Below are 16,171 nucleotides of genomic sequence, written 5' to 3'. Positions count from 1 at the left end.
CAGACCGCCAAAAAGGATACTAGGATACAAATCTACCATATAAAGGAATATTGTAGTGGTACGTCTATTTGGTGTGCCCGGAAACCGTTGATATTACTGAATTCCTTTGGATAGTGCTGTCAAACTTGAGTATAAGCAAGAAGAATTCCTAGCTACAGCTGATTTCTCTCCTTGCAAAGTTTATGCCGGATTAAATTTGAAAAAACCAATTCTAAAGGTGGATTTATTTTATTGAAGGAAAATAGAATCATTTGACGAATTATAGTATTAGCAACTAGTGCCAGCATCCTCGTGAATGCTGGCTATTTATTTTTGGACGAAAACGAATTTCTTATTTTTTCATATATTAAGCTAATGTCTATAATTGGAAATTTGCGATTACAGAAGTAAAATCATTTACCGCCTTAAACCTCTCCAGTAACTATTCTTTTAACAATGTATTAATAGTATTAGCTGACATTTCATGCCTGCGGGCTGCCAAGGTAACATTACCTGTTTCTATGCACTCTTTAATAATTAATTCCTTAATTTATCGCTGTGTTGCTTTCTTTTCGTGAAAACCTACTCCCTATTACTATGTTAACGTATTACACGTACTTTCTCCGAATTTGCTGAGGGTAATATTGGTTTTTACTAGCAATACTGTGCAAGAATAATACAACTGGTTAAGGTATGGTACTATTATCAAATGGTTTCTTGAACTCATTTACAATGCATGGACTTAAAATTATTTGGCGAGGCTTTAGGGTATTACGGTCCACTATTACGGTGGGGTGAGGAATGCTGCTTCCTGATCCGCTGTGAAGATATTTACGGACAAATGAAAAAGGCGATGGATAACGGTAAACCCTGTCAAGCGTTGCTGGACCTGCTGCCGGGTCCGCCTACTGGTTGGCCACCTAAACCCGGCCAACTATGGCCAAATGGCCAAGCCATATTCACCCGCAGCGGGATGAAAAATAAAGGAGTGGTTTTTGTGGAAAAATTAACCCTTCACGAAGCAATGGTTCGTGTATTATCGGAACAGCCAAACTATAAGGCATCCACCCGTGCAATTAGTGACGAGATTTTTAGGAAAAATTTATACCGCAAAAAGGACGGCAATAAAGCAGAAGAATACCAAATTTTTCTCCGGGCCAAGAATTACCCTCACTTATTCGAACTTATTGACCGGTATACCGTTAAATTGATCAAAGATTAGGTTATTACCGCTAAGAGGAACCCATGAAAAACTGAAAGGAAATTATCAGGAAAGTGGTGGGTTATTCGAATAACCAAGAAAAGACAGTGGTTTCTGGTGAACCAATATAAGCATGCTTATTTGTTGGCAAAAAATAGCGGGATTATATATAATATGCGTTAAATTTACAATATAGTATGGATTTTATTATAGCTTGTGGCCATTGGCAATGGATTTAATAGCTAATCTTTAGGCAGGTGAGTTATGATGCCAATAAATATTACTGGTTTGTCTTTTATTAGTGATAGTGAAAAGATGACTCAAGTGCCCGAATGGTGTCATTTCTTTGCAACTCTTGGCTCCTTTATAGGTGAGAAAGAAAAACAAAAAACAAAATCAGGAACCCGTACTGTGCTCGGTATAACGGTTCCTACCAGAGCTTTTGCATCCAGTTTTTTAGCAACAGGCATTGTATTGGCCCGGGCAGCATCACTAGGTAAAAAGACTGTTGAAAACTATTTCAAGCAGTTATGTACTCTAAAAAAAGGTACTAGAGTTTTTTTTAAAGCTGGTAATAGAATAAAATGTGGTATTTTTGAAGGCGTTGATAAAGTTGGAAATCAACCTGCAATTAGAGTAAATCTCCGGGATAAATATAATACCACTCACCTGTTCATACAAAAAAGAGCACTAGATGTAACTATTGCTCCGGACCAGAATATATCTATTCCCGACAGGCAAGTTGGCAGGCTGGTTAACACCAACAGGGAGTTTATTGCTTGTTTGCTCGAAAACGTAACTCCTGCCGAGTTCGTTGCGAGCTCGTGTTTGGAGTGTGTAATAATTGGTAATATTAAATGGCTCCAGTACGAGATAGAAAATACGGTTTTTGCATTAAATAAGCCTAGTGGAAAGGTTATAAAAGGAACTTTGCAAGATGTATTGAGGGTCCGGAGGTTCTTAAATAACAGCCCAAATTTTAAGATAGATATTTGGCCTGCTACTAAAAGCTTGGCTGAAGGGATTGATAAGGGAGAAAATCCTGTAGTAATAGTGTTTGATGGCGCAAGTAGTTTCTTGAGGTGGAAAGATTATTGCCTGGATTCTAACTGGGTTGTTTTACTAGACCGCACTGAGCCTTCATACCGGGAGGCTGTGGAGGAATTTAATAACGAGTACATACAAAATCGCTCAGGTGATGCACTAAAGCTGGATCTTGAGGGTTTTCCGCCTGGTATTGAACTCTGTGCTTATAAGGAGGCTTGCAAGTGAGGTTTATGTCACTACCTGTTGCTAATGAAATATATAACCGTTCAAGCAATAGTAAAATAAATTGGCATGAAGTTAACCACCGGGATTTGCAAGCTTTTTGCCTCGCTGTTTCCCGGTTTGAACGTTCAACAATGCAGGTTGATGATGAATTCATGTCCAAGTTTACACGCTGGCTACGACGTTACAGGTTCAAATTGTGCTCGGCACCGCTAAGGTTTAGTCACCCGGCTGTAATAGCACCAGGAACAATAGAAAACATGTCAAGATTATTAAAACGGTTGCAATTAACATACCCGGGTATAGCTAGTAAAGCACGGGACTTGTTTGATATGGCTAGTAAACTTGCACAGTCTAATGAAAATCCTTTACTAGAATATTTAAAAGTACTAGTTAACTCGCAAAATAGTTATAAAATTGCTTTATTGATTAAAGATTCTTCCTTAACAAAACATGTTGAGAAAGTTTTTTCCGAACACTATGCTTTACGGAAAGTTCAAATGTTAGGAACATCCCAGCTACAGGGAGGAAATCTTTTTGACTGGTTACTGGTAATTGGCCCGGCACGGTGGTTCCCAGAATATATTTTTGATTCACCCCGGGCAAGTGAGATTCATTTAATTAGATACAACTGGATTAAAGACAGGTGGAAGCGAGAACCAGCATTTTTGGAATACAGCCTGCATGCTAGCCAGGATCCCGTTTCTGGTGATTTAGAAGTAAATAGCGTTTTGAAAGAACCGCGTGACTTGAGTGAAATGGAATATAATGAACCTGCTGAGTTACTACCAACAATAAACTGGGATGATATTAATGCCAGGCTAAATCTAAGTACATCTCAAGATGACCAAACCCAAGAATATGTAGAGGCACGCTTGTTTTCGCTGGTAGGAGAAGGAGTTGTATTTTTAGAAAGCTCTGAAAAGTCAAAGGCGCTTGTAATTGATTTGGAAGGAGATGAAAGTGAAGAAGATATCGATGGAAATGAATCCGGATCTCGTGTTAAAAGAATTAGAGTTAAAGATATACACGAAGGAATGTTTATATTACTGCGAACTAGCGGTGGAGGAGATTATATTTTACCGGTAGCTGACCGTATTTTAGGTGATAAGGCGGGACAAGCGAGGGAAATGCAATTATACTGGAAGGAACTCCTGCGAGATGTAGTAAGTAAGAGGGGGACTACTGAAACTTCTGTAGCGTTAAAGTCACGTGGTGCTGTGAAAGCAAGCGTTACAAATGTACGTAACTGGATGTCTACCAAAACTATTAGACCGCAGAATTATGAAGATTTCGAAGCGATTATGAGCTTAATAGGGTTAAAAGAAAAAGTGCTCGATTACTGGGAAGTAGCTATAGCAATTGAAACGGCACACAGGCAAGCGGGGCACTATATTCGCAACCTGTTATTAAAAAAGGTACTGCATTCAGACCTTAGCGAGCTTGAAAAAACAGGGAGAATGGATTTTGAGCTGGAGCAAGGAGATGGTGGAAAGCTAACTGCCTTTAGAGTAGAGGGTTTTTCTCCCGGGCTATATACCGTTCCTGCATCCAGGCTGGGGCATTATTTCGAGAGGGATGAATATGCATGGCAAGAATGATTCCCGCGATTATTACCACCGGGTGTTCTAGTCCTGGAGAACGCGAGATATTTAACAGGTTAAAAAACGACCCGGAAACTCGTGACTGGATTGTCCTGCACTCGCTTGATATAGCTAATCACGTAAAACAAGTGTCAGGAGAAATTGACTTTGTTATTATTATTCCTTCAAAAGGTGTTCTTTGCCTGGAAGTAAAAGCTTGTTCAAAATTAAAGTGTCAAGACGGGCTTTGGTACTACGGGTTTAACCAGGAACCAGACCCTCGCGGGCCATTTAAACAGGCTTCACAAGCTATGCACAGCTTGCGGAATTGGCTTGTTAAGTGCAGGCCGGGCTTGTCGCGGGTCGTATTCTGGTCAGCAGTGGTATTCCCGTATATCGAGTTTAAAAAGACTTCGGAGGAGTGGCATCCCTGGCAGGTAATAGATAGCCGGGCATTCCGGGCGCGACCAATAAGCAATCTAATCGAAGCAGTTCTTAATAATGCCAGGAATTTTCTCCAAAACGGCCATGCTGCAGCGTGGTTTCACCCTGAATCTCGAGAGCCATATCCCGGGCAATGCGAGGCTATTGCCAGGGTTCTAAGGCCAAATTTTGAATTTATTGAAAGTGCTAAAACCCGGGCTATTCGGAAAAATGAAGAACTAAAACGGTATACTGAAGAGCAATTTGTAGCCCTTGATGCAATGGAATCAAATCCTCGCGTTGCTTTTGCCGGGCCAGCTGGTACGGGTAAAACATTATTAGCAATAGAAGCTGCTAAGCGGGGATGCTCGGCAGGACGGAAGGTTCTTTTTGTATGCTTTAACAGGTTACTAGGGAAGTGGCTAGAGGAACAAACTAGTAATCTAAACCCTTTGGTTGTTACTAGCACGCTCCATCGTCATATGCTTAAAATTGCTGGCCAGCAATTAAAACCGCGTGAGTCTCAGGATAGCTCGTTTTGGTATAATGAGCTTCCTTTCCAAGCTATGGAAAAACTTTTAGAAAGCGAAGGTGCGGATTTTGTTTATGACGAGTTAGTAGTAGACGAGGCACAAGATATTCTCAGGAATAATTACTTAGACTTTTTAGATCTTAGTTTAAAAGGCGGCCTTGCAACCGGTAGGTGGAGATTTTTTGGAGATTTTGAGAAACAAGACATTTATAATAATGCTGGTCTTTCACTTGAAGAATTTATAAAGTCCCGCGGGGGGCATGCACCTGTATTTTCTTTGAGAGTAAATTGCCGAAACACACCACGGATAGCGGCACTGGCCCAGATGCTTAGTCAATCACAACCAGGTTATACCAAAGTGTTGCGTCCTGATAACAGGGTAGAACCGGAATTGCATTATTACTGTAGCGAAGAAGACCAGCAGCAGTTGCTGGTTCAAATTCTTCAAAAAATGTATGAAGAAGGTTTCAGTGGTGGCGATATTGTTATATTATCACCCAAAGCTAGCGGTCAATGTGCTGTTAAAGTAAACACAATCCCGTGGAAGGATAGAATAAAACCATATGAAACTGCTGGCAAGGGGCATATTGGTTATTGTACTGTCCATGCTTTTAAAGGGCTGGAAGCGGGGGTTGTAATTGTTACTGATGTATACCGGGTTACTGGCCCGGGAGCAGATAACCTGTTTTATATAGCTCTTACAAGGGCTCTGCACAGGTTAGTTGTTCTGGCAGCGGAAACAGTAAAAAGCGAGGTTAGAAATATTCTTTTACAGCGGGGAAGGGGTTAATAAAAGATTTATAAGGAGTGAAACTGTGAGCGTCCATATTAATAATAGAGAAAAAATAATCCAGGCTTTACGTGAAGAGCTTGTTGGCCCGTCACCACAAGGAGAGGAAATCGATATTTCGGGACAAATTGTCTTTGAATCTGAAAAAGACTTTTACAAGCCGTGGAAACAAAAAGATAGCGGCGAGGAAATCTTGCAGCGTGACAGGCCGGCAGCGCGGTATGGTGTCGGGGTGCTTTACCCGCTGGGAACCTTAATGGAAGAAGAAAGTGACTTGACTAGCGAAAACCAGTACAGTGAAAATGTAGAAGATAATATTGATACCTATACAGAAGATTTGACAACTGAAGATTGTGCTAAGGATGATGCCAAGATAGCTGAGAAAAACTATCAGGATGCTCGTGAACTTGATTCCGATGATTTTGAGATCTCTACCGCGAATTCTTTTAAGCCAAGCAGCATGGCAGTGAGTTTTTTGGCAGAATTTCCTGAAGGGTCGGAGCTAGTTGTGATTGCAACCGGCGGGCGTTATTACAAGAAAACTGTAACAGTGAAAGGAAAGGAACGGGAGTGGTGGTTACGAAGCCCGGTAGCTATAGAGGCAAGGTTTAATGCAAGTGAAATCTGTTCTCCTGTGGAAAAGATGGTGGAAACAACACGCGTAGTGGAAGGGCTTGACCTCCGTGTGGAAGTTTTCTCTAGGCCTTATAATAATTTAAACTCTCGCTTGTTGACTGTTTGTCTTGTCAACCGTACCATTAATGACGAGTCTGGTAACATGTTATTTGATGAAAAGTGCTTGTTTCAATCCTTTTTTAAAGCGTGTGTAGTTGCGCCGGGCAGTAAGCCATGCATTAAGCCGTACCCGGGTCATTCTCTTGAGCACATGGACGATGAGGAAAAATCTCTGGCACTTCTTTATAGAAAGCTAGAAACTTATGCCGTTGGCCACGGGTGTGCAGCAAGCTGGGAAATAGAACCGGGAACTGGTATGGCTATGCAGGTGAGTGCTGAATGTCTTCCAGTGGTTGAGATTCCCAGTACTACTCCGGATATTACCCGTCGAGATGGTAGTCTTGTGGAAGTACCTATGGCTTCTTTGGCTGGCCTGGTTCCGGGAGATGACGGCTTTGGCGCGCTGGCCGAGGTTATTGATTTATACAGGAAATGGATAGAGGAAAGAAAAGCTGAAATACCGTCTCTTGATAACGAGCATTACCGGGATGCTGCACAGAGACATATTAAAGAGTGCGAGTGTTGTGCAAACCGGATGGAAAAAGGACTTAAATACTTAAAGACATGTGAGAAAGCACGCATAGCTTTCCGGTTAGCAAATCACGCCATGCTTCTCCAGCAAGTTCACAGGGAACCACGGTTTCTCAAGTTTGATCCTAAATCCTGTCGTTTTACATTTTCGGAAGAATATAAAATGCCAGATTGTCTCAATCCTGGCCCAGGGCGCGGTAAGTGGCGCCCGTTTCAGATTGCATTTCTGCTCATGTCTTTGCATTCTGCTGCTAGTGGAAATATACCGGAGCGCCAGGTGGTTGAACTTATCTGGTTTCCCACGGGTGGAGGTAAAACGGAAGCTTATCTAGGTCTAGCGGCTTTTTCCATGTTTATGCGCCGCCTGGAGGAACCTGCTGATGCAGGGGTAAATGTATTAATGAGATACACTTTGCGCTTGTTAACAGCCCAGCAGTTCCAGCGTGCTTCAGCACTTATTTGTTCTATGGAATACCTTCGCAGGCAGCACGAGGACATGCTAGGAAAAGAAGAATTTTCCATTGGGATCTGGTTAGGTGGTACTATTACACCTAACACCCAGAAGCAAGCTATAGAGGCGCTAAATAATTTAAAGAGAAGCCGTAACGAGGAAAATCTTTTTATCCTCGGGCGTTGCCCGTGGTGTGGTGCTCAAATGGGAAGATATGAAGGCCAGCTTCCAAAGAAAGCCAAAATATCGAGAGTACAAGGTTACGAGAAAAAAGGTAATACAGTAGTATTGAAATGCACCGATATTAATTGTGTTTTTTATAATGGTTTGCCAGTTTACGTTACTGATGAGGATATTTACGAGAAGCGACCTTCTTTAGTTATAGGAACTGTAGACAAGTTTGCAATGCTTGCATGGAGGCCACAAGCCCGGTCTTTGTTTGGCATTGGACCTGGCGGGGAGCGGTTTTCTTCTCCTCCGCAACTAATTTTACAGGATGAGCTACACTTGATTTCTGGTCCCCTGGGTTCAATGGTTGGTCTTTATGAAACAGTAATCGAAGAACTTTGTACTGACAGTCGTAAAGAAATTCCTGTTAGACCTAAAATAGTTTGCTCTACAGCAACTATTCGACGTTATGAAGAACAGGTACTAGCGCTTTACGGGCGTAGTAGTGTAGCCTTGTTCCCGCCGCCTGGGCTGGATGCAAGTGACTCGTTTTTTGCCCGTTACGCGAGGTATCCCAGCGGGGAATTGCGCCCGGGCAAGAAATATGTTGGTGTTCACGCGCCAGGGTTACGTTCAATGCAAACCGTCCAAGTTCGCAGTTTTACGGCGCTGCTTCAAGCACCTGTTTATCTTGATAATGAAGAGCGTGACCCGTGGTGGACATTGTTACTTTTCTTTAATAGCTTAAGGGAACTGGGAACAACTCTTACTTTGTTCCAGTCTGATATTCTAGATTATTTAAAGGTTATCAAAAACCGTACAGGCATAGATTATAGCGGTATTCGCAAGTTGCGTCGCATTTTGGAATTAACTAGCAGATTGCGGGGAGACCAGGTGTCTGAAGCTATTTCAGACTTGGAAGTAAACTGTGTGAGTAATAAAACTCCTGTCGATGCTTGCCTGGCATCAAATATTATTGAAGTAGGTGTAGATATAGACAGGCTTTCTTTAATGTGTGTGGTTGGCCAGCCGAAAACAACCTCCCAGTATATACAGGTTACTGGTCGTGTAGGACGCAAGTGGGAGGAACGCCCCGGGCTGGTTATAACTTTATATAATGCTTCCAAACCACGTGACAGGTCGCACTTTGAAAAGTTTCGTAGCTATCACGAGCGCCTTTACGCTCAAGTTGAGCCAACTAGTGCTACACCATTTTCACCACCGACCTTGGAGCGCGCGTTACACGCGGTTATGGTATCATATGCTAGACAGGCAGGGAATGAGATGCTGGCTAGGAGCCCTTATCCCTACTCGTCAGAAACTATAGATTATTTTAAGAAACTAATAATAGAACGCGTAGAAAATATAGATAAAAACGAGACTTCAAATACTGAAAAGGTAATTGAAAAGCGCGCGAGACAATGGCAAAACTGGAAGCGTGTTAAATGGGATGGTTCTACCTGGGAAGCTATTGAAAGTTCTGAGTTACCGCTTTTAAGAGTAGCCGGCTCCTACGCGACTAAACAGCAGGCTAAACTGTCATGGCCAACACCGATGTCTTTGCGCAACGTAGACGCGGAATGTAGGGCTACAATCACTACACTTTACGTACAGGAAGGAGAGGATGATTTTGAGTAGTAGCCCGTTACGGCGCGCGCAGCTGGTTGCACCTTTTGGAGTAGGTGCAATGATTGTTTCCCGCGATGGGACATCATTGATAGCTTGCGGGTTAGACCACTGGTACAAGCATGAATCAGAAGGCGGGCGTGTCGACCCGAGTGAATTCAGGGAAGACGAGTGGCGCTTGCAAAATATGTTAAAAGTAGACCATTTCCGGCAACCGCCGGATTTTAGAAAACCCCGGCGCGGTGAAGATGTCCCGAACTGCTGGTTAACAGTTCCTTTCCTCCGTTTTCCTAAATGGCATTACTGTACTACTTGCGGTCGTTTATATGAACAACCGCTAACATTAAGAGAAAAGGTAAAATGCGTAGAATGCGAGAGTAAAGGCTGGACCAGGTACTTGGTACAGGTGCCTTTTGTCGCTATTTGCGAGCATGGCCATATACAAGATTTTCCATGGAGGGAATGGGTTCACAGGTCAGTTAAACCCTCTTGCCGGAAACCTATGCGTCTTGTCGGCACTGGCGGGGCTACCCTTGCTGGTCAACAAGTTATATGTGATTGTGGTGAAGCTTCGCGCAGTATGGCCGGTGCAACAACTGCATATCCCGATGGTAATACTTACTTGACGAAACACTTAGATAAAAATATGCAATTTGTATGTCAAGGCCAAAATCCCTGGCATGGTTTGGATGAGGGGACGGGATGCGGCAAACCCTTGCGGGGTGCTTTGCGAAATGCATCCAATGTATATTTCCCGCTGGTATATAGTGCAATTTATCTTCCCAGGGGTGATAGTACTGTTCCCTCAGAACTTGTTTCTTTACTTGAAGAACCACCGCTATCAACATTTATAAATGCCTTATCCGCTTCGGGAGGAGAAATCAAACCCGTGGACCTTAGAAATATGAGTAGTTTGCTTTTGCAACCTTTTACTGACGAGCAAATAAAAGCCGCATTGGAGATTATTTTTAGTAGTGGTGGATCTGTAGAGGGCGATAGCGAGAGTGTTATTATAGATGAGAACTCAGAAACTGCATTTAGGAGGCAAGAATTTGACGTTCTCCGTGGAGAACGTGATGAGGAACAATTACGCGTGAGGCCAGTTAGTCTTGATAACTATGACCCGTCTATTACCAGGTATTTTTCTAGGGTAATGCTGGTTGACAAGTTGCGTGAAACGCGGGCTCTGGCCGGGTTCAGGCGTGTAAACCCAGAAAACGAGCAAACTCTAGAAGATATGAAGGCTTTATTGTGGCGAGATGTTCCGCGAGAGGATGAAATCTGGCTTCCCGCGTACGTTGTTTTCGGTGAGGGTATATTTGTGGAATTTAATGAAAACGAGTTGCAAGCTTGGATAGAAGAAAACAGGAGTGATATTAATGAAAGACTTGAACCTTTAATTAAACGTTACCACGAAAACCAGCAGAACCGGAGATTACGGGAACGACCTATTGGCCCAAGATTCCTGTTGTTACATACTTTCGCGCATCTTTTAATGAACCAGCTTACTTTTGAATGTGGATACAGTTCCGCATCACTCCGGGAAAGATTGTATGTATCCGATAACAACCAGGCTCCAATGGCAGGAATCTTAATTTACACCGCAGCGGGTGATTCAGAGGGTACACTTGGCGGGCTGGTTCGCATGGGAAAACCTGGTTATCTGGAACCAGTAATACGCCGGGCACTGAAAAATGCCAGGTGGTGTTCAGCCGACCCGGTATGCATGGAACTCGGAGCCTGGGGTGGCCAAGGGCCTAACTCTTGTAACTTGGCTGCTTGTCATAACTGCGCCTTGGTTCCAGAAACGGCTTGCGAGGAATTTAACATGTTTTTAGACCGGGCTCTTGTGATAGGAACACATGATAACTATAAGCTAGGATATTTCAATGGTTTGTTTTAAGCAGTTAGTTAAGACATGCTATGTATAATAAAATATCACGTTTGGGTGTGCCAGAATCCTTAAAGGTTTTTTAAAATGCATCTTAATCAAAAATAACAATTCTCAATTAAAGTCTCAAATATTTTTTGGGAAGTTTTCAGTTAGCCATTCGTTTACGGCTTGTTTTGAGCCCAGACCTGCCCGGGTTAATATATTAGTAATGTCTGCGGCACAAATTATAATGACCGGGTGCCCGTCTTCTTTAATTTCTTTATATGCTTGCTGGCTGACATAAGACGTAGTAACAAGAATACCAAACTGCCTGTGACGTAATCTTGATACCAGGCGGGATGTATGTTCTACTTTTACCGAGTTATTAATTGAAAAGCATTTGGCTTCCAAAGCAAAATCGACAATTATCGCGTTATTTATCAACCCAATACGGTATTTGCCTGTGGCATCGCGGCCTCCATCCATCCATCTCCGGGTAAGGTCATAACCGGTGATATTAGGATCCATGAGACGAGCAATTTCTGAAGCGCATTTTTCAAAGGCATAGGGATCATCTTTGAAGTAGTAATAAATGCTATCAACGATATCTTTTTGTGTGTTGTTGGCAGGTAATTGATCATCTTTTGACCGGTACTCAACGCTTCTCGGGGCCCTTAGTGGAGTGTAGATGCCAGTTTTTACCCAGCGGCGCCAAGCTGCAGGGCAGTTATTGCTAAGCACGTTACCGTTATTAATGTCATTTAACCAGCTACGAGAAAGTGTCGGAACATTTAGCATAGTAAAAACTGCTTTGTAGTTCTGAAAGCGAAAGCCGTCCTTGTTCTTCCAGATAGCAATAAGGTTTTCCGTGGGAGGTAACTCTCTTGTGCCAGGCGCTGCTAGTCCTCTAAATACTACATCCCGGCCCTGAGGGCCTTTTGTGAAAATAAAGAATGGGGGTACGCTATTCCGGCCTGTTTTTGAGGTATGTATTAGGTTAAAAACATGCATTAGTAACCGGTTGCCTTTTTTGGAATGCAAATCGTAGCCCGGTTGCTTGTTATCACCGTAATAATAAAACAGGCCAGTTTCAAAGTCGAGATAATCTGGCCAGTCCGGGTCATTGAGACTGGAGTATAGCACTGCAAACCCGTAAGAAGGGGCTTTGCCGGCAATACGAAAGCCGCCCTGGTTACCACAGCCCATTAACTTGTTGATCGGGTCATCTGTAACATTGCCTTTTTTTCCGCCTTGATAAATAGCATCAATAAAAAGATCTGCTGTATCAAGCTGGTCAAAGGGGACCCTGTAATTTAGCTGCAACGTGGTTCCTCCTGGCGTTTTGTAATAAAACTAGTGTTGTTACTATTACGGCAAGCATCAAAAGAAATCCTTTAAGATGAGAATACCCGGGTGACAAGTTTGAAGCTGAGATAAGGAATAAAAAAGGCCTGGTATAATTTATCAATAATAAGTAAGTGCATAAAGAGCCATTATGTTACTTGGCACTAATTTTTTTGTTTCAAAGAAAATGGCCGGTTCTTATTGCGTACGCGACACTGGTTGTCATTTAATGTAAAAGTAGAGCACTGTAGGTGCATTTTCTAACACTAAGACACACATACCGCTGGCGCGGTACAAGCAGAGGATGAAAAGCCGGGTTTGGGCGTTACCTGGAGAGAACGTATCGGTCGCATTCAAGGAGCGAAAGAGGTGGAGGAACAGCGACTGAATCAGTTAGAGCGCCCGGAGCTGGCTGAGCTCGTTCAAATATAAGGGCCGCTAGTGAACGGAAGGTAACGCCCAAACCCGGCAGTAACGTATTTTCAGGGTAGAGCTCTTTAAAAAAAGGAATTATTAATAAATTTGCCGAAACTAACCAAGGCAAGAAGGCTTGGTTTGCTTGTAATATGAGGTGTTTTAAACTATGGATTACATAAAGGTCATATCCCTGTATTCAGGAGCGGGGTTAATGGATTGTGGTTTTATTAACCAGGGTTTCGGAATAGTATGGGGTTGCGAAATAGAACCCGCTTTTATTAAAGCCTATAATTACGCGCTAGGCAAGCACGTAGAAACCCTTAAAAGTAATGGTACACTTGACTCTGGTTATCGGCTATATATTATACCTGAGGACGGGGTAGATATTACTAAAGTAGAACCAGATACAATTCGTGAACAGGTTAGAGGGGATTTTGTTGGTATAATAGGTGGCCCGCCATGCCAGGATTATTCAAACGGTGGTAAACACAAGGGAGTTACTGGGGAAAAAGGGCGCCTCATTCACGATTATTTTGAAAAAGTCCGGGAGCTAAAACCAGATTTTTTTGTTTTTGAAAATGTTGATGGCCTGTTACGTACTAAAAAACACAAGAAGGCCTATATGCAATTAATTAAAAATTTTAATAAAATAGATTATACTATCTGGCATGATGTTATAAATGCTTTGGATTTTGGCATTCCCCAGAACAGACACCGTGTTTTTATTGTAGGATTTCGCAATGATGTTATAAAAAAGCTGGTGTGCCAAGGCTTAATTTTTAAAGACACTGACGAGCTTCGTAACATTGATCCTTCCAATAAAATATATAACAGACTGGTCTTTAGGTGGCCACGAAAAATGTATAATCATGATCCTAGGGAATTTAGCTGGCCGCTGGAATGGCCATTTAGGGAAAAAACGAAATTGAATTTAACTATTTCAGAAGTTTTTAACGAGTATGGTATACCGGCTATAGCAAAAGACTTGTGTATAATTAGTGCATTTGAGGGGTTAACTCCAAATACGCCAAACCAGGCTGAATACTTTAATCCAAAATCGTATAAGTTTTATCAAATCAATGAAGGCGATACTCGACGGAAGTCGTTTAAAAGGCTTCACAGGTTCCGGTTTAGCCCAACTGTGGCATACGGGAATAACGAAGTGCACCTTCATCCTGTTGAACCCAGAAGGTTAACCGTCCGGGAAGCGCTACGATTGCAAACGGCACCAGATTCTTTTGTTTTGCCTAGCGACATGTCATTAACTAATAAATTTAAAGCCATTGGTAATGGAGTACCGGTAAAGCTTGTTGAATTAATAGCTGCAGAAGTTAAAAGAACAATTAGTTTATATTTAGGCATTCAAAAAACTAGCTTGCAAGCGATTTAAAAACTTTAGAGATAGATGAAACAATAATTAATAATACGTTCAAGCAAAGCCGGTGCTTCTTCGCTTTATATAAACCAGTAGTAAAATGCTTTAGAATACCAGCTTGCGATTTAGGGGAACAATTTAATGATGCCAGTAAGTTGTTAAGTTATGAAAGGGCATCATGCCGGGAGGTTTTACTTATGGACACGAAAAGTTTTTTACTAACCAATTGCTTTTATGGGGTAATAATAATTATAGGTTATTCCCGTGGAGGATCCACGGTATAGGTGTTTACGAAAGTTTAATAGCCGAGCTACTATTACGAAAAACGACTGCATCCCAAGTTTTAAAGGTATATCCTGAGTTTTTATGTGCATTTCCAAGACCAGAAAAGTTGTTAGAAAGTCCTACCTCTAGTCTTGAAAATATAATTAAACCACTTGGACTATACAAGCAAAGGGTGAAAGTATTAACAGATATTGCAAGAGTGCTAGTAACGAAAGGTTTACCCCGGTCTTTGGATGAGATTAGAGAATTACCTCATGTTGGTATATACATTCCCAATGCAATTGCTTGTTTTTGCCTGGGGGAGCGAGTTCCTGTAATCGATACGAATGTTTCCCGTATCTATTCAAGGTTTTTTGGTTTAAATGGACCCCGGGATGTAAGACGCAATAAAGAAGTTCAAAATCTAGCGTGGCAGTTATTGCCAGAAAGCGGTTTTGTTGAGTTTAATTACGCCTTACTGGACTTTGGTGCATTAGTTTGTAAAGGGAGGGGGAAGCCTAGGTGCGGGAACTGCCCGGTAAATACCAGGTGTCAACTTTTTATTGAACAAAGTGTTAAACTTTGATCTGATGTGTAGGAATTGATAATAGTAATATTCTACTCCAATAGCCGGGCTGAGCCCAAAAAATGGACAATTAGTCTTATTAATTTCTTAAAAGCACAGTACAGCAGAAGGGTTACACATAGAAAATAATAGCTGATAGAGGAGAAGAAACCTAATTTATAACTATCAACTATAATTATATTAACCATATTAATGAATTAATAGGCAAGAGATAGCTTGAGAGTTATCGGCTTATTACTTAAACAAACACTTAACGGACCTGTGAAAAAGTCTGTAATCCATAGTTTAATTCAAAATAGAATTTGCTGGTTAGCCTGGGAATTTGGTTATTTTGGTAGGACTGAATTTGTAGTTGAAGGCTTTAGGTCAAACGGATACAACGGTAAAATAGAAATTGCGTGGTTAGATAGTAGTTCTGTTCCAGTTGCCGTATTTGAAATTGATTCGTCACCAAGACACAAATCTGTTCAAAAACTTCTAATTTTTAATTGTCTAAGGTTTTGGGTGGTATATGAGAAAAAGATTTTGATAATATTATAAAAGAAGATAATGTTTTTAATAAGGAACTTATGAAACTTCAGTTAGGTTGCCACGGGGACGATTCTTATGGCTGGTGAAAACCTTCCGAAATGCCCATAAAAGCGGTGTTAAATATATTGCCGAGCCAGGTGGATCGATTCGTGATGATCGTGTTATTGAAACATGTAACATATATGGTATGACCATGTGCTTTACAGGAATTCGTTTATTCCACCATTAATTGCCACGGAGACGGTTCTTATGCTGGTTGATTATAAAATGCCGAGAGTAGGTATTTGTTCATCTTATGTATCCCTCCGCAATGCTTCGATAGGGTTCATCTTGGCTGCTTTGTTGGCGGGGAGTATGCCGAAAATAATGCTGATGGCAGCGGAGAAGGTGAAGGCGATTAACATCGTCCACCAGGATACTTCTCGATAATACATAGTTAATCAATCACTGTCCAGGATATTTTCCCCCTAATTATATGGACACAGCCAAAGTC

10 protein-coding genes and 1 pseudogene are annotated in these 16,171 nt (G+C 41.8%); 10 read left to right on the top strand and 1 reads right to left on the bottom strand.

The features are described 5' to 3' along the window. Nucleotides 1-715: 715 nt before the first annotated feature. The 6 genes from SPSYN_RS15365 (at nucleotide 716) to drmB (ending at nucleotide 11,191) form a co-directional block, all read left to right on the top strand. On the top strand, nucleotides 716-1,201 hold the full coding sequence (locus tag SPSYN_RS15365; RefSeq protein WP_161823366.1) for a hypothetical protein: 486 nt from the start codon (nucleotides 716-718) through the stop codon (nucleotides 1,199-1,201). A 453-nt stretch (nucleotides 1,202-1,654) separates the two neighbouring features. Continuing rightward, nucleotides 1,655-2,452: a hypothetical protein gene (locus tag SPSYN_RS15360; RefSeq protein WP_161823365.1), complete on the top strand. Its 798-nt coding sequence runs from the start codon at nucleotides 1,655-1,657 to the stop codon at nucleotides 2,450-2,452. Between the two features lie 5 nt (nucleotides 2,453-2,457). Next, nucleotides 2,458-4,050, top strand: a complete 1,593-nt coding sequence (locus tag SPSYN_RS15355) for a DrmE family protein (protein ID WP_243153085.1) — start codon at nucleotides 2,458-2,460, stop codon at nucleotides 4,048-4,050. Next, entirely contained in the window at nucleotides 4,038-5,777 is a 1,740-nt protein-coding gene (locus SPSYN_RS15350) for a nuclease-related domain-containing DEAD/DEAH box helicase (protein ID WP_161823363.1), read from the top strand. Before SPSYN_RS15355 ends, SPSYN_RS15350 begins: the two co-directional genes overlap by 13 nt. 25 nt (nucleotides 5,778-5,802) lie before the next feature. Next, nucleotides 5,803-9,300: a helicase-related protein gene (locus tag SPSYN_RS15345; RefSeq protein ID WP_161823362.1), complete on the top strand. Its 3,498-nt coding sequence runs from the start codon at nucleotides 5,803-5,805 to the stop codon at nucleotides 9,298-9,300. Next, complete coding sequence (gene drmB, locus SPSYN_RS15340; RefSeq protein ID WP_161823361.1) at nucleotides 9,293-11,191, top strand: DUF1998 domain-containing protein; 1,899 nt, start codon at nucleotides 9,293-9,295, stop codon at nucleotides 11,189-11,191. The genes SPSYN_RS15345 and drmB overlap by 8 nt, the downstream gene beginning before the upstream one ends. Before the next feature lie 114 nt (nucleotides 11,192-11,305). Here drmB and SPSYN_RS15335 read toward each other — a convergent pair whose 3' ends face one another. Next, nucleotides 11,306-12,484, bottom strand: a complete 1,179-nt coding sequence (locus tag SPSYN_RS15335; protein ID WP_202623861.1) for a restriction endonuclease — start codon at nucleotides 12,482-12,484, stop codon at nucleotides 11,306-11,308. A gap of 604 nt (nucleotides 12,485-13,088) precedes the next feature. Here SPSYN_RS15335 and SPSYN_RS15330 point away from each other — a divergent pair. The 4 genes and pseudogenes from SPSYN_RS15330 (at nucleotide 13,089) to SPSYN_RS16380 (ending at nucleotide 16,107) form a co-directional block, all read left to right on the top strand. Further along, nucleotides 13,089-14,312 (top strand): DNA cytosine methyltransferase, encoded by a 1,224-nt coding sequence (locus SPSYN_RS15330; protein WP_161823360.1) that lies wholly within the window; start codon nucleotides 13,089-13,091, stop codon nucleotides 14,310-14,312. A gap of 163 nt (nucleotides 14,313-14,475) precedes the next feature. Continuing rightward, complete coding sequence (locus SPSYN_RS15325; RefSeq protein WP_161823359.1) at nucleotides 14,476-15,147, top strand: HhH-GPD family protein; 672 nt, start codon at nucleotides 14,476-14,478, stop codon at nucleotides 15,145-15,147. Between the two features lie 631 nt (nucleotides 15,148-15,778). Further along, nucleotides 15,779-15,907 (top strand): annotated as a pseudogene (locus SPSYN_RS16125) (phosphoribosylaminoimidazolecarboxamide formyltransferase); the annotation flags it as partial. 38 nt (nucleotides 15,908-15,945) lie between these two features. Continuing rightward, nucleotides 15,946-16,107, top strand: coding sequence for a hypothetical protein (locus SPSYN_RS16380; protein ID WP_161823358.1), 162 nt, complete (start codon nucleotides 15,946-15,948; stop codon nucleotides 16,105-16,107). The last annotated feature ends 64 nt before the right edge of the window (nucleotides 16,108-16,171 follow it).

This window comes from Sporotomaculum syntrophicum, from assembly GCF_009932395.1.
In the GTDB taxonomy this organism is placed as follows: domain Bacteria; phylum Bacillota; class Desulfotomaculia; order Desulfotomaculales; family Desulfallaceae; genus Sporotomaculum; species Sporotomaculum syntrophicum.
Note: the sequence above shows the minus strand (reverse complement) of the source record. Positions and strands in the feature narration are given on the sequence as shown.